The organism is Enterobacter cloacae complex sp. P14RS (assembly GCF_014895895.1).
Taxonomy (GTDB): domain Bacteria; phylum Pseudomonadota; class Gammaproteobacteria; order Enterobacterales; family Enterobacteriaceae; genus Enterobacter; species Enterobacter bugandensis.
On sequence record NZ_JADBQM010000021.1, the window covers coordinates 278,915 to 300,349 of the forward strand.

Sequence of the window (21,435 nt, forward strand, 5' to 3'; positions counted from 1 at the left end):
TTGTTAACTCAAATCGGGTAATTTTGCGGCAGCGTTTTTCTCTATTCCAATAAGCGGCATTAAATTATCAACCGCGGAAGCATAATTAATTGCCGAACTCCAGCCATCATACTCGGCGATTATTTTCGCCGACGTGGCCTGCCAGACATCCTGCTCAACGCTGAGCAAATCATTAATGCTCCGCTTGCTCAGGGTGTATTCATTTTTATAAACCTCGCGGGCCCGCAGCGCATTTTCCAGCTGCCGCTTCCCGGCCTCCATTCTTCCCCGTGCGCCGGTCCAGTCAGCTTGCGCGACGGAGGCCTTTTGCAGCACGTCGAAACGCGCCTGATCGACCTGAGAGGACGCCATCGCCCGTGCACCCTCAGCCTGACGCACGCGTGCAGATACCGCTCCGCCCTGATAAAGCGGTGCGTCAATATTGAGCTGGATCTGGTCGTCCCAGTATGAGCGGTTGTCCGACTCGTAACGCGTGCGTCCTCCCTTCAGGCTCAGGGTTGGCCAGTGCTGGGACTTCGCCGTTTCAACGCCATACTGGGCCGAACGTTCCATATTCTGCGCGGCCATTACCGCCGGTATTAACGAATAATCAATGCGGTTGAGCGAATCCGGCTCAACGGCGAGGTTTGCGGGTACCGGCGAATAATGATCTGCCTGCATTCCGGTTAATACCGCAAGCCTTGCGCGGGCGCTGTTCAATGCGGCGTTATACTGCGCCACCGTCGCCTGCATGCCGGCAATACGCGTGCGGGTCTGGAGTTCATCGGAGGTGGAACTCACGCCCGCATCGGCGCGCAGTTTTGCCAGCTGCTCCACGTTTTTCAGTGCCTGAACATTCTCTTTTGCCGCCTGTAGCAGATCGGAATAACGTTTGACCTCCACGTAGCCGAGCGCCGTTTTTTCCGCCACGTCAGAAAGCGTGCTCATCAGCTGGTAGCGGTAGCTATCGCGCTGTGCGGAAGACTGGCTGATGCTGTTGTTGGTCTTGCCAAAATCGTATATCAGCTGGGTCAGGCTCACCCCCCAGGCCGCAGAGTTCTTCAGCGAACCGCTGGAATCGGTGGTCTGGCTATGCCCCGTACTCCCGTTCAACGCTATTTGCGGCATCCAGCCGCTGCGCGCCTCGTCTATTTGCGCCTGACCAATACCTAACTGCGCGGCCTGCTGGCTAATTGACGGATCGCGATCGATAGCGAAAAGAATACTTTCCTTTAAGGTCGTCGTTGCCATCGGGGCAATACCTACCGCGCCACTATTGGCATAAGCCGTATTTAGGGCTAATGAAATTAACGCCAGCGTAGCTATAAATTGGCGTGAAACAGGCTTGCGTAATATCGTCATTTTATCTCCCTGACTCTGAGTGATACTCAAGCAATTACCCAAAAAGAGGTACAGATAATTAGACAAATATCTTATTTAACTTCCTCGCTAAATTTCAGGTAAAGCTCCCCATACCCATTTCCGATGGAGATGAGATCCGCCTTTGTCTTATTAAATTTAAGAAATTACTTATTTCATAAGTTGATTTGCAGCATAACAAAATGTGGTATAGGCCACTACACCCACAATGTTAATGCGGTGTTACATATAAGAAAAAACATGGGGTTTCTGGACAAAACTCCGAAAGTAGCCTTTCAGATGAAACATCAAAACACACTGTAATTTAAGGAAAATTCTTAATCTCCTCTGCGCACATTTTTGCGTTAATTTCTGAGCGGGTCAGACACAAAGATTTTCAAAGAAGTGTCAACTTAAGTAAGAGCCATCGATTTGTTGAAAAATAATTCCAATAAAAAACATAAATCAGACATTAAATGCTTTATTTTAATTTCATATCAGCACATTCAACCAATTAATAACAATGCGTTGGTTACATAACCCAAATCCTTGATTAAAACATAACATTAACACTGTGGTTAACATTCAGAACGGCTTAATGATATCCGCTTAATATAATTCCAATAATTAAACATCAACCTGGTTTACGATACTCCTTCCTTCTGCGTCAAAATGCTGTATTATGCAATTTATTGCGACATTTTGCAGGATTGCTGCCCATGCACAAAACCGCACGTCAACGCTATGTCCTTGATATTCTCAGTGAACAAGGTCAGGCCAGCATCACCGAGCTGGCAGAAAAGCTGCAGGTTTCGGCGGACACTGTTCGTCGGGATCTGACCGATCTGGAAAATCAGGGGCTTGCCCAGAAGAATCACGGCGGGGCTATTGCTCTGAATCTTTCGGCCATGAATCGTCAGGGCCGCAATACCCTGCTGCCGGAAACAAAGCAGCGCCTGGGGAAACAGGTTGCGCAGGCGGTTCCGCCGGGTTCCACCCTGTTTCTGGATGCCGGCAGTACGGTGATGGCCGTCGCCACTTTTCTGCAGGGGCCTCACACCGTGATCACTACCTCGCTGGATATCGCCCAGCATTTTAGCGACCGGGAAGACATTGAGCTTATTCTGCTCGGTGGAAAATGGGACCCGAAGCAGCGCCTGTTTGCCGGCAGCGCCACGTTGTCCCTGCTGTCACGCTATCGGGCCGATATCGCCATTCTTGGGGCGTGCGCCCTTCATGCCGAACTCGGTTTGAGTGCCGGTAAAGAAGCGGATGCCGAGGTGAAACGCGCGATGCTCGCCGCAAGCCATGCGCACTGGATTGTTGCCGATCACCTGAAAGTTAACCGCTGCGAGCCGTATCTGGTCTCCGGGCTAACCGATATTCATCAACTCTTTTTAGATCGTCCCTGGCCTGAGCTTGGGGACCCTGGCGCATTACGGGTCACGGTGTGCGCGCAATAACGTGGAGAAGGTCATGAGTAAAGTTCAAACAATCAACATTGCGCTGATCGGGTATGGTTTTGTCGGTAAAACCTTCCATGCCCCGCTGATCCAGTCCGTGGACGGGCTCAAGCTGGCGGTGGTCTCTTCCCGTGATGAAGAGAAAGTGAAGCGCGATCTTCCGGATGTGCTGGTGGTAGCCACGCCCGAAGAAGCCATTCAACATCCTGATGTCGACCTGGTGGTCATTGCCTCCCCTAACGCCACCCACGCGCCGCTGGCGACGCTGGCCCTGAACTCGGGAAAACACGTGGTCGTGGATAAGCCTTTCACTCTGGATATGCAGGAAGCCCGGGACCTGATTGCCCTGGCGGATGAAAAGCAGCTTCTGCTCTCCGTTTTCCACAACCGCCGCTGGGACAGTGATTTCCTCGGCATTAAGCAGATTATTGAGCAAGGCACGGTTGGCAAGGTTAAACATCTGGAGTCGCATATTGACCGCTTCCGCCCGGAAGTGCGCGTGCGCTGGCGCGAGCAGAACGTCCCCGGCAGCGGTCTGTGGTTTGACCTGGGCCCTCACCTGATCGACCAGACGCTTCAGCTGTTTGGCCTGCCAGAGTCTGTTCAGGGAAATATTGCCACGCTGCGCGACGGCGCAGAGGTTAACGACTGGGCGCACGTGGTCCTCAATTACCCGGATCATAAGGTGGTTCTGCACGCCAGCATGCTGGTGGCTGGCGGTACGGCGCGCTTTACCGTTCACGGGGACAAAGGCAGCGTGGTGAAAGCCAGAATCGATCGCCAGGAAGCGCAGCTGCTGGCTGGCGTAATCCCCGGCAGCGACGCCTGGGGCGAAGACGACGACAGCATGGTGTTCTTCGGAGCTGATGGTGAACCCCAAACGATTGCCACGCCAAAGGGCGATCAGCGGCAGTACTACATCAACGTGCGGGATGCGATGCTCGGGAAGATCGCCAATCCCGTTCATCCTGTCGAGGCGTTAGCGGTCATGGCTGTTCTGGAAGCGGCGGTGAAATCGTCAGAGACGGGGTCAACGCAGACGCTGGCGTTAACTGATGAAGAGCGTGTTCTTGTGGGTTAAAAAACAAGCCGGGTGGCGCTGCGCCGCCCGGCACGAGTTAAAGACTACTGACGCTTATTCGGCATCATGCGCAAAAGAGTATTATCTTTCCAGAAATAGTGGTGCATCAGCGCCGCAAAGGCGTGCAGACCAATCACGAAATAGCCCAGATTTGCCAGCGTAACGTGCCACTCCTTCAGCACATCCACCAGGTCAAAATTCCCCTCCGCCGCGTGAGGCATCGCCAGACCAAAGGCGAACCAGTCGTTTCCACGGTTATACATCATTACAATGCCAATCAGCGGCAGCGCAATAAACAGCAGATAGACGATCAGATGCCCAAGGTGGGACATACCGGTAATCATCGCTTTGGGTTTAGGCTGAATGGGCGGTGCGGGAAACTTCAGGCGGATCAGCAATCTCGCCACCATCAGCACCAGAACCGAGATGCCGCAGGAGACGTGGATCATGTTAATAAGCGGTCGATCGGAACGCGGGAAAAAGCCTCTGAATTCCATCGCGCAGTAGGCGACGACGATTAACAAAAACACCAGCCAGTGAATCGTGATTTGCAGGCTTGTATATTTAGTGCGCATGGGATTTCCTGAAATAAACAGTCACCGCGCCAACATAATCTCCTTTCCTTAAAAATTCATTAACTTTTCTGTATGGTTTTTCAAATACTTCCCCTCGCATGAAGCATCTTCAATTGCTGCCCTGCCCGTGATGGTCTAAGCCTGGATGAGTTCAAACTGTCGTATCGACACGTTCACAGGAGAACACCATGAGTAAAATTGGCATTAACGGATTTGGACGCATTGGACGCCTTGTGCTGCGCCGCCTTCTTGAAACCCAGGACAGTAATACCGTCGTCGCCATCAACGACCTCACCTCCCCGAAAGTCCTGGCCTACCTGCTCAGGCATGATTCCAACTACGGTGGCTTCCCCTGGAGCGTGGACTTCACCGAGGATGCGCTGATTGTCGACGGTAAAACCATCGCGGTGTACGCCGAAAAAGAGGCAAAGCACATTCCGTGGAAAGCCGCGGGCGTGGATATCGTCGTGGAGTGCACCGGCTTTTATACCTCAGAAGAAAAATCGCGGGCGCACCTGGACGCCGGTGCGAAGAAAGTGCTGATTTCGGCGCCCGCGGGTGAGATGAAGACCATCGTCTATAGCGTGAATGACGATACCATTGACGCCAGTGATACTATTATTTCCGTCGCGTCCTGCACCACCAACTGCCTCGCCCCGCTGGCAAAAGCCCTGAACGACGCGTTTGAAATTAAAGTGGGCACCATGACCACCATTCATGCCTATACCGGCACCCAGGCGCTGGTGGATGGCCCGCGCGGGAAAGATCTGCGCGCCTCGCGGGCGGCGGCAGAAAATATTATTCCGCATACCACCGGTGCGGCGAAAGCCATCGGCCTGGTGATCCCCGCGCTCAGCGGCAAACTAAAGGGTCACGCCCAGCGCGTGCCGGTGAAAACCGGATCGGTAACCGAGCTGGTAGCGATTCTGGGTAAAAAGGTGACGGTCGAGGAGATCAACGCCGCGTTGAAAAAGGCGACCCAGGGGAATAAATCGTTCGGGTATACCGATGACGAGATTGTTTCTTCAGATGTGATTGGCTCACACTATGGTTCGGTGTTTGACGCCACGCAGACGGAGGTGTCAGAAGCGGGAGACCTGCAGCTGGTGAAAGCCGTTGCCTGGTATGACAACGAGTATGGGTTTGTGACGCAGCTGGTGCGGACGCTGGATAAGTTTGCGGCGCTGTGATTCTCCCCTCACCCTAACCCTCTCCCCAATGGGGCGAGGGGATTGTTCCGTGCTCAGATGATTTTACGCGCCACCTTCAGGACTGGGTCCTGTTGAAGCTGTCTCCATGCGGCGGTGACGGTTTCAGGGAATTCAACGTGGGCGATAAAATCCCGCCCGGCCGGGCCATAGCCGTTGACGTCATCATACAGGCGCGGCAGTTCCCCCATAACCAGTGAAAGATAACGGTCAACGGGCCACAGCCCGGCGTTGCCCCCACTAAACTCTACGCCCTCAGTGCCGTTTTGCAGCGCTGGCGTAAACCCGGGATGGCTGATCCACTGCGGTGATGCGGGTTCATCGCGGCACACGCGGGCAAACGTCGCCATCGTGCGGCGCTGCATCGTTGGGTCCTGCACCACCAGCACGCGCCCGCTTGTCCGCTGACGCTCTTTCAGCATGTTCCAGCTAAAGCGCGCGTTTTCACCGCAGTTGGTGGAGCGATCTTCAACCCACACGCGCGCCTCGGGGATCTGCCAGAACGCCCGCGCAATATCGGCGAGAATGCTCGCTTCGGCCCGCCCTTCGACTTGTAAGGTGTGATAACGCGGATGATTGCCGATAGCTGAATATAAAAACGCGGTTGAATGACCAATACCGCCGCTAATCAGGAGCGGGATTTCTCGCTGCGCGGCAATACGGCAGGCTGCCTCAATGGTCGGGATCACCGCGTTCCCTGCCAGAATTACCGCATCGACGTCCGGGGGCTGGCGGCTGCCGCTCAGGTCATCCTGCGCCAGCCATTCACCGACAGTATTAATGGCCGCCAGTGTGGCATCCGGCAGGATGGGAAAATGGGTCTGTTCCATGATGAACTCCTTCTCGCTATCCCTGCAGGGTAGCGACTTCAGGTTCTCAACACAACGGCGACATCGTGCCGCTCTTTTTCCTTAAATTTCTCTCGTACATTTGATTAACATGCGCAAATCATATTCACTTGAATTATCATTTGCGGCAGACGTAGAATCGCTAGCCCGCTAATTATTCAATCATTTCTAAGGTAATGACGTTATGCGCCTGCCCGAACGCGACCCTTATGCTCCTCGCGAGTGGCAGCCCCATGAGAAACCCGCCCTGCTGGGTTCGCCTTCCACTCCCGAGCACAGTACGCCAAAACGCGTCGCCTATGGCGTCGTTGGGCTGCTGGTTTGCCTGACGGGGGCACTGGGCAATGCGGTGGTTACCGCCAACCTGCAAAACCTGCAGGGAACCTTCGGGGCCTGGTCGACCGAAATCGCCTGGCTGCCCGCAGTCTATGTGATGACCAACATCTCCATTAACCTGCTGCTGGTCAAATTTCGTCAACAGTACGGCCTGCGCGCCTTTACGGAAGGTTTTCTGGTGCTGTACGTGCTGGTCACCTTTTTCCACCTGTTCGTTAACGACCTCAGTTCCGCGCTGATGGTACGCGCCGCGCACGGGATGGTGGCCGCCGCGCTCAGCTCGCTGGGGATTTACTACCAAATCCAGGCCTGGCCTGCGAAGCATCGCCTGAAGGCGCTTACCATCGGGATCACCGGATCGTCGCTCGCTATTCCGCTGGCGCGTCTGTTTTCCACTGAGCTTCTCCAGCTGGACGAGTGGCGCGGGCTCTATTTCTTTGAACTGGGGCTGGCGCTGATCTCCCTGGCCTGCGTAATCGCCTTAAAACTGCCGCCGGGTGACCGACGCAAGGTCTTCGAGAAGAAAGACTTTGTCACCTTCTTTTTACTGGCTCCCGGAATGGCCCTGCTCTGCGCCGTGCTCTCTTTAGGCCGTCTTGACTGGTGGTTCGAGGCGCCGTGGATCGGCTGGTCGCTGGCGCTATCGCTGGTGCTGATTGTTTCCGCCATCGTGTTTGAACATAACCGCGCCAACCCGCTGCTGAACACCCGCTGGCTGTCGAGCGGCAGCATCGTTCGCCTGGGGCTGATCATGCTGCTGATCCGCATCGTGCTGGCGGAGCAAAATACCGGCGTCATCGGATGGCTGCAGTACGTGGGGTTACAGAATGAGCAGATGACCCATCTGGCGTGGTCCATTTTCGCCGGGATCGTCTGCGGGATCGTCACCAGCTGCCTCACCATCAAGCCCACAAAGCTGGCGTGGCCGATTATCACCTCTCTGGCGCTGATGATTGTTGCCTCGCTGCTGGACAGCCAGTCCAATAACCTGACCCGCCCGGATCAGCTGATGGTCAGCCAGTTCCTGCTGGGCTTCGGCAGCGCCTTCTTCCTGGCGCCCGCCATGCTGGCCGCCATTGGCGGGGTAATAGCCGACCCCCGTAACCTGGTCAGCTTTTCGGTCATGTTTGGCATGAGCCAGAACCTCGGCGGCCTGCTGGGATCGGCGATTCTCGGCACCTTCCAGACCTGGCGCGAGAAATACCACTCCAGCCTGCTGGCGGATCAGCTCACCACGCTTAACCCGCTGGTCAACGAGCGGATTCAGCTTTATACCCAGATGTATAAAAGCCTGATTGGCGACAGTACGCTGCTGGGAACGCAGGCCATTACCCAGCTACAGACGGTGACCAGCCTTGAGGCAAATATTCTGGCCTACAACGATACTTATCTGCTGACGGCAAGCATCGCTGCCGCCACGCTGGTCTGGATTTTATGGCGCTTGCTGCGCCTGCGCATTACTGCCCGTATGGCGCTGAAGAACGCCACCGGCAACAAATAATTGTAATATTTCTGGAGAGTTTATGAGTCAGCAGGATGCCGCCAAAGAGCAGGCCAACACCCGCAAAAATGTGCGCATTGTTTCCGTTTTCACCGCCGCTGCCATCGGTATTGTTGGCGTGCTGGTCATTCTTTACGCCTGGCAGCTGCCGCCGTTTACCCGCCACGCGCAGTTTACCGACAACGCCTACGTGCGCGGCCAGACGACGTTCATTAGCCCCCAGGTTAATGGCTATATCACCGAGGTGAAGGTGCAGGACTTTGTGCAGGTCAAAAAAGGCGATCTGCTGTTGCAGATCGATGACCGCATCTATCGCCAGCGCGTCCATCAGGCCGAGGCGCAGCTGGCGATGAAAATTGCCGCGCTGAATAACAACCTGCAGCAGCGGAAAAGCGCCGAAGCGACGATTGCCAAAAATGAAGCCGCGCTGAAAAATGCCCGCGCCCAGAGCCTGAAAACCCAGGCGGATTTAAAGCGCGTGAAGGATCTGACGGCGGATGGGTCGCTTTCCATACGCGAGCGCGATGCCGCGCTGGCCAGTGCGGCTCAGGGCAGCGCAGATATCGATCAGGCGAAAGCCACGCTTGAGATGTCGCGTCAGGATCTGCAGACGGTGATTGTGAACCGCGGCGCGCTGGAGGCAGATGTTGAAAACGCCAAAGCGGCGCTGGAGCTGGCGCAGATTGACCTGCAAAACACCCGCATTATCGCCCCGCGCGACGGCCAGCTGGGCCAGATTGCCGTGCGTCTCGGCGCGTACGTGACTGCCGGAACGCACCTCACTACGCTGGTACCGCCGCAGCACTGGGTGATTGCCAACATCAAAGAGACCCAGCTGGCGGAGCTGCGCGTCGGTCAGCCGGTGAAGTTTACCGTCGATGCCTTAAACAACAAAGCGTATCAGGGCCGCGTAGAGAGCATCTCGCCGGCGACCGGGGTTGAATTCAGCGCCATCACGCCGGACAACGCCACCGGTAACTTTGTCAAAATCGCCCAGCGTATTCCGGTGCGCATTGAGGTGCTCGGTAAGCCTGAAGAGTCTGCGCTGCTGCGTCCGGGTATGTCGGTCCAGGTAACGATCGATACGCGGGAGGCGAAGTGATGATCCTTCGCCCGATAGCCGCGCTGGTGGGGGCGCTCATGCTGGCCGGATGCCAGTCCGTTGACGTCAAGCCGGCGCAGCCGACCCTGCAAATTCCGGCTCAATGGCGCGCCGTCTCAGGGCCAGCCAGCCCGACGGAACAGCTCTGGTGGCGCAATTTTCATGACAACAACCTCAACCGCTATGTGGACCAGGCGCTAAAAAATAACAGCGATGTGCTGATCGCGCGGGAACGAATTAACGAGTACCAGGCGCGGGTCTTTGCCGCCGACGGCAGCCTGTTTCCTTCGCTCGACGCGGGCGTAACCGGGACGCGCGCCCGTTCTCAATCCGCCGCCACCGGGTTGCCGGTTTACAGCACGCTGTACAGAGGCAGCCTGACGGCGAGCTATGATGTTGATATCTGGGGCGTCAACCGCAGCGCGGCCAATGCCGCCGAAGCCTCGCTGGAGGCGCAAAAAGCCGCCGCCGCGGCTGCGGATCTCACCGTCGCCTCGTCCGTTGCCTCCGGGTACGTCACCCTGCTCTCGCTTGATGAACAGCTGCGCGTGACCGAATCCACGCTGAAATCGCGCGAAGAGGCGTTTAAACTTGCCAAACGCCAGCTTGAGACGGGCTACAGTTCGCGCCTGGAGCTGATGCAGTCGGATTCCGAGCTTCGCTCAACGCGAGCGCAGGTGCCCGTGCTGCGGCATCAGATTGCGCAGCAGGAGAATGCCCTGAGCCTGCTGCTGGGAAGCAATCCCGGTGCGGTAGCGCGTAGCGAAAGCTTTGCGGCGCTGACGCCGCTCACGCTGCCGTCACAGCTGCCCTCCACGCTCCTGAATCGTCGGCCGGATATCGTGCAGGCTGAGCGACAGCTGGTCGCGGCTGACGCCTCGCTTGCCGCGTCACGCGCCAGCCTGCTGCCGTCAATCAACCTGACCGCAACCGGATCGATCCAGGATCGCACCCTTTCCGGCCTGCTGGATAACCCGCTCCAGCTCTGGAGCGCAGGCGGCAGCATTCTCGCCCCGCTGCTTAACCGCCAGGCGCTGAACGCGCAGGTGGATATTTCCCAGTCCCAGCGTAACCAGGCGCTGTATGCGTATGAAAAAACCGTGCGTAACGCGTTTGCCGAAGTGAACAACAGCCTTGATGCCATTATGCGCTATCAGGAACAGCTGACGGAGCTGCTTGCCCAGCAGGATGTAGCCCGGGAGACGCTGCGCATTGCGCAGAACCGCTATCGCAACGGTTATTCATCCTATCTTGACGTGCTGGACGCGCAGCGCACGCTGTACTCGGTCCAGACCAACGTGGTGCAGGTCAAAAATAACCTGCTGCTGGCGCAGATTGATTTGTATAAAGCACTGGGCGGAGGATGGGTCAGTGCCTGAAAACCTGCCCGGTGGCGCTTTGCTTACCGGACCTGCATTTCGCACCCGTAGGCCGGGTAAGGCGTAGCCGCCACCCGGCAATCCCTCTAAAGGAGTCAGTCTATGCAACAACAATGGTCTGCAGTAGATAATTACATGATTTCTTCGCTTATCCCTGAGGATGAGGTTCTTCAGAAGGTTCTTGAAAACAACAAACGCACCGGGCTACCTGAACACGATGTTGCGGCCAATCAGGGGCAGCTGCTGGCGCTGTTCGTGCGAATGACGCAGGCAAGACGCATTCTTGAGATCGGGACGCTGGGTGCCTATAGCTCTATCTGGATGGCGCGCGCCCTGCCGCCGGACGGAAAGCTGATTACGCTCGAGGCGGACCCAACGCATGCTGATGTTGCCCGCCAGAATATTCGCCTCGCGGGGCTGAACGATCGTATTGAATTAATAGAAGGCCCGGCGCTGAACTCGCTGGAGAATTTCGGTGACGTTCCCCCGTTCGACCTGATCTTTATTGATGCCGATAAGCCAAACAATCCCGGCTATCTGGAGTGGGCGCTGCACTATTCCCGTCCCGGCACGGTGATTATCGGCGATAACGTGGTCCGCGACGGCGAGGTCATTAACGGGCAAAGCGACGACGCGCGCGTGCTGGGCGTGCGGCGTTTTATAGAGATGACGGGGGATAACCCACGCTTAACCGCCACCGCACTGCAAACGGTGGGGGTTAAGGGATGGGATGGGTTTACGCTGGCGATTGTGAATGGGTGAAGGCATCAGCCCGACCCTCTCCCTGTGGGAGAGGGAGAAAACCGGGCAAGGACGTTAAGCGGAAATCTGCTCCATCGCCTGCAATATACGTTTATCCGAAATCGGATACGGCGTACCGAGCTGTTGAGCAAAGAAGCTGACGCGCAGCTCCTCGATCATCCAGCGGATCTCCTGCACATCTTCATCGTCGCGACGCGCCGGCGGCAGCTTGTTTAACCACTGCTGCCACGACTGCTGCACGCTTTCGACCTTCAGCATCTGCGCGCGATCGCGGTGCGGATCGATCGCCATTTTCTCCAGACGTTTTTCAATCGCCTGAAGATAGCGCAGCGTATCTCCCAGACGCTTAAAGCCGTTGCCGGTGACAAAGCCGCGGTACACCAGCCCCGCCATCTGCGCCTTCACGTCCGACAGCCCCAGCGCCATGGTCATATCCACGCGCCCCTTCAGGCGCTTGTTGATATTGAACACGGCGGTGAGGATCTGCTCGACCTGTTTGGCAATCTCCACCACGGTGTCGTTCAGCTCGGCGCGAACCTTGTCATGCAGCTTCGCAAAACCTTCTTCCGTCCAGACCGGGCCGCCCGCCTCGTGGATCAGCTTGTCCACGCCGCAGGAGATGCAGTCGTCAATCAGATCCAGCACTTTGCCGTACGGGTTAAAGTAGAGCCCCAGCTTGGCTTTGTTCGGCAGCTTCTCGTGCAGATACTTGATCGGCGACGGGATGTTGAGCAGCAGCAGGCGGCGCAGCCCGCGCCACATCATCTGCTGCTGTTCCTGCGGGTTATCAAACAGTTTGATCGCCACGCTGTCACGTTCGTCCACCAGCGCCGGCCAGGCCTTGACCTTATAGTTGCCGCGCTTCTGCTCGTAGCTTTCCGGAAGCTGGCCAAAGCTCCAGATATGCAGCCCGCTCTGCTCGATGCCGTCGTCCGCCACCGCAGAAAGCGTCTCCTGAACTTTGCCTTTCAGCGCCTCTTTCAGCTCGCTGAGGGAACGCCCTTCCAGCAGCTTTTTGTTTTTATCATCCACCACGCGGAAGCTGATTTTCAGGTGATCGGGCACCTGCTCCCAGTTCCAGTCTTCGCGGTCAATGGTGGTGCCGGTCATGCGGCGGAACTCACGCTCCAGCGCGTCCAGTAGCGGCAGTTCCAGCGGCGTGACGCGGCCCAGAAACGCTTCCGCATAGTTTGGCGCTGGCACAAAATTGCGCCGCACCGGTTTCGGCAGGGATTTGATCAGCGCAATCACCAACTCGCGGCGCAGGCCGGGAATTTGCCACTCAAAACCGCTCTCGTCGACCTGGTTTAACAGCGGCAGCGGAATGTGGACGGTTACGCCGTCCGCGTCGGTGCCCGGTTCAAACTGGTAGGTCAGACGCAGCTTGAGGTTGCCCTGATGCCAGAAGTTCGGGTAGTCGAGCTTGCTGACCGACTCCGCCCCCTCTTTAATCAGCATGCTCTTTTCGAAGTTGAGCAGGTCTGGCGTCGCTTTGCTGGCCTTCTTCCACCAGCTGTCAAAGTGGCGGGCGGAGATCACATCATGGCTGATGCGCTGGTCGTAAAACTCAAACAGCGCCTCATCGTCCACCAGAATGTCGCGGCGTCGGGACTTGTGCTCAAGCTCTTCCACCTCGGCGCGCAGCTTCAGGTTTTCACGGAAGAACGCGTGGCGCGTCTGCCAGTCCCCCTCCACCAGCGCGTGGCGGATAAACAGCTCGCGGCTGAGCGCCGGATCGATCTGGCTGTAGTTGACCTTACGCGCGGCGACCACCGGCAGGCCGTAAACGGTCACTTTTTCGGTCGCCATCACCGCGCCCTGCGCGCGCTCCCAGTGCGGCTCGCTGTACGAGCGTTTCAGCAGGTGCTGAGCCACCGGCTCAACCCATTCCGGGTCGATGCGCGCGGCAATGCGCCCCCACAGGCGGCTGGTTTCCACAAGCTCCGCGACCATGGTCCACTTCGGCGGCTTCTTGAACAAGCCGGAACCCGGGAAGATGGAGAAACGCGCGTTACGCGCGCCGGTATATTCCTGCTTATCCGCATCCTTCATCCCGATATGGGACAGCAGGCCAGTCAGCAGCGCGATATGAATTTCGCGGTACTCCGCCGGTTCACTGTTCACCGGAATGCCCAGCTCTTTCACCACCTGGCGCAGCTGGGTGTAGATATCCTGCCATTCACGCACGCGCAGATAATTAAGGAAATCCACGCGGCACTGGCGGCGGAACTGGTTCGAGGAGAGCGCTTTCTGCTGCTCGCCGAGGTAGTTCCACAGGTTCACAAAGGCGAGGAAATCGGACTCTTTGTCGTGGAAGCGACGGTGCTTTTCGTCCGACGCCTGCTGTTTGTCCATCGGACGCTCGCGCGGGTCCTGAATGGAGAGCGCCGAGGTGATGATCATCGCCTCGCGCACGCAACCGTGCTTTTGCGCTTCCAGCACCATGCGCGCCAGGCGCGGGTCGACCGGCAGCTGGCTGAGCTGGCGGCCCAGCGGCGTCAGCTTATAGACCGTTGCCTGCTCGTCGGTGGTAATCGCCCCGAGTTCTTCCAGCAGACGCACGCCGTCCTGAATGTTGCGCTTGTCCGGCGCTTCCACAAACGGAAACGCCGCGATGTCGCCCAGCCCCAGCGCGGTCATCTGCAGGATAACGGACGCCAGGTTGGTGCGCAGAATTTCCGGGTCGGTAAACTCCGGGCGCGACAGGAAATCGTCTTCGGAATAAAGACGAATACAGATCCCTTCCGACACGCGGCCGCAGCGGCCCTTACGCTGGTTAGCAGACGCCTGGGAGACCGGCTCAATCGGCAGGCGCTGAACCTTGGTGCGGTAGCTGTAGCGGCTGATGCGCGCCGTGCCCGGGTCGATCACGTATTTAATCCCCGGTACGGTCAGCGAGGTCTCCGCCACGTTGGTCGCCAGCACGATGCGGCGTCCGCTGTGTGGCTGGAAGACGCGGTTCTGTTCGCTGTTGGACAGGCGGGCATACAGCGGCAGGATCTCGGTGTGGCGCAGGTCGCGCTTGCTGAGCGCATCGGCAGTATCGCGAATTTCGCGCTCGCCGCTCATGAAGATCAGGATGTCGCCCGCGCTCTCGTTGCCCAGCTCGTCAACAGCGTCGAAGATGGCCTGCAGCTGGTCGCGCTCGGTATCATCCGCCTCTTCCACAATCGGGCGATAGCGCACTTCCACCGGATAGGTGCGGCCCGACACTTCAATAATCGGCGCATTGTTGAAGTGTTTTGAGAAGCGCTCCGGGTCGATGGTCGCGGAGGTGATGATGATTTTCAGATCAGGGCGACGCGGCAGCAGCTCTTTAAGATAGCCAAGCAGGAAGTCGATGTTCAGGCTGCGCTCGTGCGCTTCATCGATGATGATGGTGTCGTACTGCATCAGCAGGCGGTCCTGCTGTATTTCCGCCAGCAGGATACCGTCCGTCATCAGCTTGACCATGGTGCTGTCGCTGACGTGGTCGCTGAATCGCACCTTGTAGCCGATGCAGCCGCCCGGCTCCGTCTGCAGCTCTTCGGCAATACGGTTCGCTACGGTGCGCGCCGCCAGACGACGCGGCTGGGTGTGGCCAATCAGCCCCTTCACCCCGCGGCCCAGCTCCATACAGATTTTCGGCAGCTGGGTGGTTTTTCCCGAACCGGTTTCCCCCGCGACAATCACCACCTGGTGGTCGCGGACGGCCTCAAGGATGTCCTGTTTCTTCTGACTGACGGGCAGGTTTTCCGGGTAGGTGATCGCCGGACGCGCGGCTTCGCGCAGCACAACCTTCCCTGCCGCCTGTTCAATCTCTTTGGCCATCTCCTGGTAAATGGCCTGTTGTGCATCAGGATTTTTAACCTTCTTCACGCCGTGCAGCCGGCGGGAAAACCGCTGTTTATCGCGCAGCATCAGGGAATCAAGCTGTTGCAGGAGCATCGGGAAGGTGAATTTTTGTTGTTCTGTCATAGCGTTAACGGGCAGTGCTCTGCCGGATAAAATCTCTTTTTAATGATTGCTATAGAGTACCACATTGACGCTTTTAGCGCCTTATTCAAAAAATTCGAACATAGACTTCGATATATTGCGCTATCTCTGTGGCAGGATTGTGAATAAAGTGTCAACAAGCAACGGGGCACCCCCCTTCAATCAAATGCAACAACAGGAATCACCCATGAGCAAAGTATTAGTTTTGAAATCCAGTATTCTGGCAGGGTACTCTCAGTCTGGTCAGCTGTCTGATTACTTCGTTGAACAGTGGCGTGAACAGCATTCTGCAGACGAAATCACCGTGCGTGACCTTGCAGCAAACCCTATTCCTGTGCTGGACGGCGAGTTGGTTGGCGCGCTGCGCCCAAGCGATGCGCCACTGTCCCCGCGTCAGCAGGAAGCCCTGGCCCTGTCCGACGAGCTGATTGCTGAGCTGCAGGCGCACGACGTTATCGTCATCAACGCCCCAATGTACAACTTCAACATTCCTACCCAGCTGAAGAACTACTTCGACCTGGTGGCGCGCGCTGGCGTAACCTTCCGCTACACCGAGAACGGCCCGGAAGGTCTGGTAAAAGGCAAGCGTGCGATCGTCCTGACCAGCCGTGGCGGTATTCATAAAGATACCCCAACTGACCTGGTTGCGCCGTACCTGAGCCTGTTCCTGGGCTTCATCGGCATCACTGACGTGAACTTCGTGTTCGCGGAAGGCATCGCTTACGGTCCTGAAGTGGCGACCAAAGCGCAGACCGACGCGAAAGCCGCCATCGACAGCCTGGTAGCCGCGTAAGATTTCCCCCTCTCACCGCCCGGTGGGAGGGTTTTTCTTTTCCCCGCATTTCGCTATCATCCGCATCCACTCTCCAGCCGGGCGGCCTGATGTCTGCGATTATCGATTCTTTTATTGCCCCACCGTGTCACGACGACATTGAGATCCTCTGGCAGGATGATCATCTGCTGGTGATTAATAAGCCTTCTGGCCTGCTCAGCCTCTCGGGCAAAAACCCGCAAAACCTCGATTCTGTCCATTATCGTCTGGTCCAGACGTTCCCCGGCTGCACGCTGGTACACCGTCTGGATTTCGGCACGTCCGGGCTGATGGTGGTTGCGCGCAATAAGGCCATCAACGCGGCGCTTTGCCAGCAGTTCAGCCAGCGCAGCGTGGAGAAAGTCTACAGCGCCCTGCTTTATGGGCATCTGGAAAACGACGAGGGAATAATAGACGCGCCCATTGCCAAAGACCCGGCGCTGTTCCCGCTGATGTCGATCTGCGCCATCAACGGTAAACCCGCCCGTTCCCGCTATCGGGTGGTGGAACGTTTTTTTCGGGGGACAGGAGTGCCGTTAACGCGGGTGGAACTGACGCCGGAAACCGGGCGAACCCACCAGCTGCGCATCCACTGCCAACAGCTCGGGCACCCTATTCTGGGCTGCGATCTGTATGGCGGTCTTGACGCGCCGGGGGCTAAGGAAACGCCCCGGCTGATGCTGCATGCCAGCGAGCTGAATTTTATTCATCCCGTGAGCGGAGAGCCGGTTAACGCCCGCCACGCCGCCCCGTTTTGAACGCGGTTTACCACATCAAATCGTCAGGAATTTTGAAGTCCGCGTACGGATCGTCTTCGTCCAGCTCTTCCTGACTGAGCGCGCTGTTTAACACGATGCTGTCGGCATCGCGCTGGGCAATTTTATCAGCCACCACCGCCGGAATGATCGCGTATTCACAATCGCCGTTTGCATTGAGCACCAGGCGCGCAATGGCCAGACGGCCGTTGATCAGCTGGGTTTGCGTCTGCTTGTCGACCTCAATTTTTTTGATCAGATTACCGTCGGTGAAGTTAAAGGTGATGTTGCCCTTCGCCACGGTGATGCGGTTCATCTCGATCAGCTGCTTCACCTGCGCTTTAAACTCTTTCGCGAGTACTGCCTGCTTCTGCTGCTCGCTCAGCAGCTTGTCACGCTCGATCTGCGCCTTCTTGTTCTCTTCTACCGCTTCACGAGCCTCACGTGCCTGAACGCGTGATTTCTTTGCCGTGCGCTGCACTTTCGCCGCTTTCTTGCTGCTGACCAGGCCCGCTTTCAGCATCTGCTCTTGTAAGGTGAGTTTTGTCATGATCGTTTCTAAACCGGTTGGAAATTTTGGGGATTATAGCGGGAATTGAGTAAAGAGTGCGACATTAGGAGAATCGTAGGCCGTGTAAGCGCAGCGCCACCCGGCAATAAAGGCAGCAACACCGCGAGCATTACACTTCATGAACTTCCCTCATGTTGCATTGAAATTAAGTCACTTCCCCTGCGCCGCGGGCTCAGGCATAAATTATGCATTAGTAACTTCTTAGCAACATGAACTTAGGATGCATAACCACAATGAGCAAAGCTTTCACATATACCCTTAAGCGCAGTTGCTTCGATGAGAATTACAACCCGTCAGAAAATACGCGTACGACCACCAACTTTGCCAACCTGGCACGTGGGGAAAAACGTCAGGAAAACCTGCGCAATACGCTGGTGATGATCAACAACCGCTTTAATGCCCTGGCGCGCTGGGATAACCCGACCGCCGATCGCTACGCGGTTGAGCTTGAAATCATCTCTGTCGATTTGAACATTGGCGCGGAAAAGCCGTTCCCGGCCATTGAGATTTTGCAGACGTATATTGTCGACAAGAAAAATAACCAGCGTATCGCAGGCATTGTCGGGAATAACTTCTCCTCTTACGTGCGGGATTATGATTTCAGCGTCCTGCTGCTGGAGCACAACAAGAACCAGCAGCACTTCAGTATTCCGGAAAAGTTTGGCGAACTGCACGGCAATATTTTCCGTCATTTTGTGAACTCGCAGGAATACAAAGAGAACTTCAGAAAGGGCCCGGTGATCTGCCTGAGCGTCTCGAGCAAAGACACCTATCGCCGCACCGGTAACCAGCACCCTGTTCTGGGTATTGAGTACGCGCCGGATGGCGAATCGTTAACGGAACTGTACTTCGCAAAAATGGGCCTGAAGGTCCGCTACTTCATGCCTGAGAACAGCGTGGCGCCTTTCGCGTTCTTCTTTACCGGAGACTTGCTGAGCGATTACACCGATCTGGAACTGATCGGCACCATCAGCACGATGGAGACGTTCCAGAAAATCTATCGCCCGGAAATTTATAACGCGAACTCGGCGGCGGGACTGTTTTATCGCCCGGACCTGAACCAGCAGGATCATTCATTAACCAAAATTGTTTATGACCGCGAAGAGCGAAGCCGGTTGGCGATTGAACAGGGTCGATTTACCGAAGAATATTTCATTAAGCCTTATAAACACATTCTCGAGCAGTGGTCTGATAACTACACGCTTTAATTCATCAAAAAAGGTCTTTTATTATGAAAACATTGCTCCCGACGTCTACGGCTGGCAGCCTGCCTAAGCCGACCTGGCTTGCGCAACCTGAAACGCTCTGGTCTCCGTGGAAACTGCAGGTTCAGGAATTACTAGCAGGTAAACAGGATGCGCTGCGCCTGTCTCTTGACGAGCAGATCCGTGCGGGAATCGATATCGTCAGCGACGGGGAACAGACCCGTCAGCACTTCGTCACCACCTTTATTGAACACCTGAGCGGCGTCGATTTTGAAAATCGCCAGACGGTGCGCATTCGTAACCGCTACGACGCCAGCGTGCCGACCGTGGTTTCTGCCGTTGCGCGTCAGAAGCCGGTATTCGTGGACGATGCAAAGTACCTGCGCCAGCTCACGGACAGGCCGATCAAATGGGCCCTGCCAGGGCCAATGACCATGATCGACACCCTTTACGACGCGCATTATAAAAGCCGCGAAAAGCTGGCCTGGGAATTCGCCAAAATTCTCAACCAGGAAGCGCGCGAATTAGAAGCCGCGGGCGTGGATATTATCCAGTTCGACGAGCCGGCGTTTAACGTCTTTTTTGATGAGGTCAACGACTGGGGTATCGCCGCGCTCGAGCGCGCCATTGAGGGTCTGAAATGCGAAACCGCGGTACACATCTGCTACGGCTACGGCATCAAGGCCAATACCGACTGGAAAAAGACGCTCGGCTCAGAATGGCGCCAGTATGAAGAGGCCTTCCCTAAGCTGCAAACCTCTAACATCGACATCATCTCCCTGGAGTGCCACAACTCCCGCGTACCGATGGATCTGCTGGAGCTGATTCGCGGTAAAAAGGTGATGGTTGGGGCGATTGACGTGGCAACCAACACCGTCGAAACGCCAGAAGAGGTCGCCGACACCCTGCGTAAAGCGCTGCAGTTCGTCGACGCCGACAAGCTTTACCCCTCAACCAACTGCGGCATGGCTCCCCTCTCCCGTCAGGTGGCTAACGGTAAGCTGAAAGCGCTCAGCGCCGGCGCAGAAATTATCCGCAAGGAACTCGGCGCGTAATTGCCTTACGTTTGCCAGTACGGCGGCGAGCCGAAAAACGCCACGTAATAATCAATCACCGCCCTGACGTTCAGGGGCGGATGACGTGCGTGAGGATAGATCGCCGCAATATTCAGCGGCTCCGTATTGATAGCGCACGCCATTTCCGGCATAAGAGCGACCAGCTCCCCCCGCTGCAGCCTGTCGCCAATCAGCCAGTCCGGAAACAGGACGATTCCCATTCCACCCAGCGCGGCAATGAGCAGCGACTCCGCATTATTGGACGTCATCAGCGGCGCCACGGGATAGTGCACCCAATTCTCCCCCTTGCGTCGCACAAGCCAGCGATTAGGGCCAGACGAACCGCGATACACCAGGCATTTATGCTGGCTCAGCTCGGCCGGGTCGGCCGGTACGCCGTGTTGACGCAGATACGCGGGCGACGCGGCAAGATGGTAGCGCTGCTGCCCGAAGATGCGGGCGTGGAACGTCGAGTCCGTCAGCGTGCCGATGCGAAAAATGAGGTCGGCGGCATCCCGGTGCGGGTCGATAAAGTCATCGGTCAGCGTCAGCTCTATGGTTAACCGTGGATAACGCTCGGCCAGGCCTGCCAGGCCGGGTGCAACATGCCTCTGTCCAAAAAATACCGGCCCGTTAATGCGTACCGTGCCGGAGGGTTCGGTCGAACGTTCATCCAGCTCCCGACGCGCCTCTTCGAAGTTATCCACCATCGCCCGGGCATAGCGGATAAAAAGATGCCCGTTTTCCGTGGGGATCACCGCCCGGGTATTGCGATAGAACAGCTGCTGGCCGAGCGCGTCCTCAAGCTGATGAATAATCCGCGACACCTGCGAGGCAGAAATTCCCTCCCGTCGCGCAACGACGGAAAAGTTCTGCGTTTCATAGACGGCAATAAACAGCAGCAGTGAGCGAAGGTTCATGCTTCCGGCATCTGACATTAATGCATTTCCTGCAAAGGTGTTTCCTGCATTATGGCATTTTTCTCACATGTCTACCGACGTAATCTTCTTCGCCTGATAATGGAGGAAGCATAATGCAGTTTGTATTGATTTTACTGGTGATTGCCGGCGGGATGGGTCTCTCCGTCGAGGCAGGTTTGCTGGGGCCGTTAGGGGGAGAAGTGGGCGATTTATGGGCCACGTTCAGCATTTTCGGGGTCGGCGCTGCGCTGACCTTTCTGCTGATGCTGTTTTTCAGCCCGCGCAACGGTCCGTCGTTTTTCGCACAGCCCGGCTGGCAGCTGCTTGGCGGCGTGCTGGGTCCTGTTTACGTTGTCATTTTGACTATCGCCACCCCCGCTATCGGCATCGCTCTGACGATGATCGGCATCCTGGCAGGTCAGGTTTTTAAAAGCCTGATCATTGACCACTTTGGCCTGCTGGGTACGCCGCACAGGAAGATAAACGCAAGACGCATCGTGGCGCTGGTTTTTATTATTGCCGCACTGGTACTGGTCGCAAAGGGGTAAGC

Annotated in this window: 18 protein-coding genes; 12 read left to right on the top strand and 6 right to left on the bottom strand. The window is 56.6% G+C overall.

What is annotated here, in order from left to right:
• Positions 1-3 precede the first annotated feature (3 nt).
• Entirely contained in the window at positions 4-1,341 is a 1,338-nt protein-coding gene (locus tag IM295_RS17365) for a TolC family outer membrane protein (RefSeq protein WP_041910078.1), read from the bottom strand.
• 716 nt (positions 1,342-2,057) lie between these two features.
• Here IM295_RS17365 and IM295_RS17370 point away from each other — a divergent pair.
• On the top strand, positions 2,058-2,801 hold the full coding sequence (locus IM295_RS17370; protein ID WP_028013082.1) for a DeoR/GlpR family DNA-binding transcription regulator: 744 nt from the start codon (positions 2,058-2,060) through the stop codon (positions 2,799-2,801).
• 13 nt (positions 2,802-2,814) lie between these two features.
• Positions 2,815-3,882, top strand: coding sequence for an oxidoreductase (locus IM295_RS17375; protein WP_193067060.1), 1,068 nt, complete (start codon positions 2,815-2,817; stop codon positions 3,880-3,882).
• Between the two features lie 44 nt (positions 3,883-3,926).
• Here IM295_RS17375 and cybB read toward each other — a convergent pair whose 3' ends face one another.
• The gene (gene cybB / locus IM295_RS17380; protein ID WP_032644876.1) at positions 3,927-4,457 is read right to left on the bottom strand and encodes a cytochrome b561; all 531 of its coding nucleotides are present in this window, start codon (positions 4,455-4,457) and stop codon (positions 3,927-3,929) included.
• Positions 4,458-4,645: 188 nt separating this feature from the next.
• On the opposite strand from cybB, the gene gap reads away from it, so the two are divergent.
• Positions 4,646-5,647 (top strand): type I glyceraldehyde-3-phosphate dehydrogenase, encoded by a 1,002-nt coding sequence (gene gap, locus IM295_RS17385; RefSeq protein ID WP_028013079.1) that lies wholly within the window; start codon positions 4,646-4,648, stop codon positions 5,645-5,647.
• Positions 5,648-5,700: 53 nt separating this feature from the next.
• Here the strand turns inward: gap and IM295_RS17390 are convergent, their stop codons facing one another.
• Positions 5,701-6,495, bottom strand: coding sequence for a YdcF family protein (locus IM295_RS17390; protein WP_193067061.1), 795 nt, complete (start codon positions 6,493-6,495; stop codon positions 5,701-5,703).
• 202 nt (positions 6,496-6,697) lie between these two features.
• On the opposite strand from IM295_RS17390, the gene IM295_RS17395 reads away from it, so the two are divergent.
• The 4 genes from IM295_RS17395 (at position 6,698) to IM295_RS17410 (ending at position 11,593) form a co-directional block, all read left to right on the top strand.
• Positions 6,698-8,350, top strand: coding sequence for an MFS transporter (locus IM295_RS17395; RefSeq protein ID WP_032644875.1), 1,653 nt, complete (start codon positions 6,698-6,700; stop codon positions 8,348-8,350).
• 22 nt (positions 8,351-8,372) lie between these two features.
• Entirely contained in the window at positions 8,373-9,452 is a 1,080-nt protein-coding gene (locus tag IM295_RS17400; RefSeq protein WP_028013076.1) for an HlyD family secretion protein, read from the top strand.
• Positions 9,452-10,831, top strand: coding sequence for an efflux transporter outer membrane subunit (locus tag IM295_RS17405; protein ID WP_193067117.1), 1,380 nt, complete (start codon positions 9,452-9,454; stop codon positions 10,829-10,831). The genes IM295_RS17400 and IM295_RS17405 overlap by 1 nt, the downstream gene beginning before the upstream one ends.
• 102 nt (positions 10,832-10,933) lie before the next feature.
• On the top strand, positions 10,934-11,593 hold the full coding sequence (locus IM295_RS17410; protein WP_193067062.1) for an O-methyltransferase: 660 nt from the start codon (positions 10,934-10,936) through the stop codon (positions 11,591-11,593).
• Positions 11,594-11,647: 54 nt separating this feature from the next.
• Here the strand turns inward: IM295_RS17410 and hrpA are convergent, their stop codons facing one another.
• Positions 11,648-15,550 carry an ATP-dependent RNA helicase HrpA gene (gene hrpA / locus IM295_RS17415; RefSeq protein ID WP_193067063.1) on the bottom strand — a complete coding sequence of 1,301 codons (3,903 nt, stop codon included), beginning with the start codon at positions 15,548-15,550 and terminating at the stop codon, positions 11,648-11,650.
• A gap of 205 nt (positions 15,551-15,755) precedes the next feature.
• On the opposite strand from hrpA, the gene azoR reads away from it, so the two are divergent.
• Both azoR and IM295_RS17425 read left to right on the top strand, forming a co-directional pair.
• Entirely contained in the window at positions 15,756-16,361 is a 606-nt protein-coding gene (gene azoR, locus IM295_RS17420; protein WP_008502313.1) for an FMN-dependent NADH-azoreductase, read from the top strand.
• A gap of 89 nt (positions 16,362-16,450) precedes the next feature.
• A complete protein-coding gene (locus IM295_RS17425; RefSeq protein ID WP_193067064.1) occupies positions 16,451-17,137 on the top strand; it encodes an RluA family pseudouridine synthase in 687 nt (228 codons plus the stop codon).
• A 7-nt stretch (positions 17,138-17,144) separates the two neighbouring features.
• Here IM295_RS17425 and IM295_RS17430 read toward each other — a convergent pair whose 3' ends face one another.
• Positions 17,145-17,684, bottom strand: a complete 540-nt coding sequence (locus IM295_RS17430) for a DUF2058 domain-containing protein (protein WP_059357036.1) — start codon at positions 17,682-17,684, stop codon at positions 17,145-17,147.
• 254 nt (positions 17,685-17,938) lie between these two features.
• On the opposite strand from IM295_RS17430, the gene IM295_RS17435 reads away from it, so the two are divergent.
• The gene (locus IM295_RS17435; RefSeq protein ID WP_069732301.1) at positions 17,939-18,913 is read left to right on the top strand and encodes a DUF1852 domain-containing protein; all 975 of its coding nucleotides are present in this window, start codon (positions 17,939-17,941) and stop codon (positions 18,911-18,913) included.
• Positions 18,914-18,936: 23 nt separating this feature from the next.
• Entirely contained in the window at positions 18,937-19,965 is a 1,029-nt protein-coding gene (locus tag IM295_RS17440; RefSeq protein WP_193067065.1) for a methionine synthase, read from the top strand.
• 5 nt (positions 19,966-19,970) lie between these two features.
• On the opposite strand, the gene IM295_RS17445 is transcribed toward IM295_RS17440, so the two are convergent.
• Positions 19,971-20,903, bottom strand: a complete 933-nt coding sequence (locus IM295_RS17445; RefSeq protein WP_047365246.1) for a LysR family transcriptional regulator — start codon at positions 20,901-20,903, stop codon at positions 19,971-19,973.
• Positions 20,904-20,998: 95 nt separating this feature from the next.
• Here IM295_RS17445 and IM295_RS17450 point away from each other — a divergent pair, with 95 nt between their 5' ends.
• Positions 20,999-21,433, top strand: coding sequence for a DMT family transporter (locus tag IM295_RS17450; RefSeq protein ID WP_028013065.1), 435 nt, complete (start codon positions 20,999-21,001; stop codon positions 21,431-21,433).
• Positions 21,434-21,435: the final 2 nt, after the last annotated feature.

Coding starts and splice junctions, on each gene's coding strand:
- IM295_RS17365 (WP_041910078.1), bottom strand. CDS start 1,341: ATGACGATATTACGCAAGCCTGTTTCACGCCAATTTATAGCTACGCTG.
- IM295_RS17370 (WP_028013082.1), top strand. CDS start 2,058: ATGCACAAAACCGCACGTCAACGCTATGTCCTTGATATTCTCAGTGAA.
- IM295_RS17375 (WP_193067060.1), top strand. CDS start 2,815: ATGAGTAAAGTTCAAACAATCAACATTGCGCTGATCGGGTATGGTTTT.
- cybB (WP_032644876.1), bottom strand. CDS start 4,457: ATGCGCACTAAATATACAAGCCTGCAAATCACGATTCACTGGCTGGTG.
- gap (WP_028013079.1), top strand. CDS start 4,646: ATGAGTAAAATTGGCATTAACGGATTTGGACGCATTGGACGCCTTGTG.
- IM295_RS17390 (WP_193067061.1), bottom strand. CDS start 6,495: ATGGAACAGACCCATTTTCCCATCCTGCCGGATGCCACACTGGCGGCC.
- IM295_RS17395 (WP_032644875.1), top strand. CDS start 6,698: ATGCGCCTGCCCGAACGCGACCCTTATGCTCCTCGCGAGTGGCAGCCC.
- IM295_RS17400 (WP_028013076.1), top strand. CDS start 8,373: ATGAGTCAGCAGGATGCCGCCAAAGAGCAGGCCAACACCCGCAAAAAT.
- IM295_RS17405 (WP_193067117.1), top strand. CDS start 9,452: ATGATCCTTCGCCCGATAGCCGCGCTGGTGGGGGCGCTCATGCTGGCC.
- IM295_RS17410 (WP_193067062.1), top strand. CDS start 10,934: ATGCAACAACAATGGTCTGCAGTAGATAATTACATGATTTCTTCGCTT.
- hrpA (WP_193067063.1), bottom strand. CDS start 15,550: ATGACAGAACAACAAAAATTCACCTTCCCGATGCTCCTGCAACAGCTT.
- azoR (WP_008502313.1), top strand. CDS start 15,756: ATGAGCAAAGTATTAGTTTTGAAATCCAGTATTCTGGCAGGGTACTCT.
- IM295_RS17425 (WP_193067064.1), top strand. CDS start 16,451: ATGTCTGCGATTATCGATTCTTTTATTGCCCCACCGTGTCACGACGAC.
- IM295_RS17430 (WP_059357036.1), bottom strand. CDS start 17,684: ATGACAAAACTCACCTTACAAGAGCAGATGCTGAAAGCGGGCCTGGTC.
- IM295_RS17435 (WP_069732301.1), top strand. CDS start 17,939: ATGAGCAAAGCTTTCACATATACCCTTAAGCGCAGTTGCTTCGATGAG.
- IM295_RS17440 (WP_193067065.1), top strand. CDS start 18,937: ATGAAAACATTGCTCCCGACGTCTACGGCTGGCAGCCTGCCTAAGCCG.
- IM295_RS17445 (WP_047365246.1), bottom strand. CDS start 20,903: ATGTCAGATGCCGGAAGCATGAACCTTCGCTCACTGCTGCTGTTTATT.
- IM295_RS17450 (WP_028013065.1), top strand. CDS start 20,999: ATGCAGTTTGTATTGATTTTACTGGTGATTGCCGGCGGGATGGGTCTC.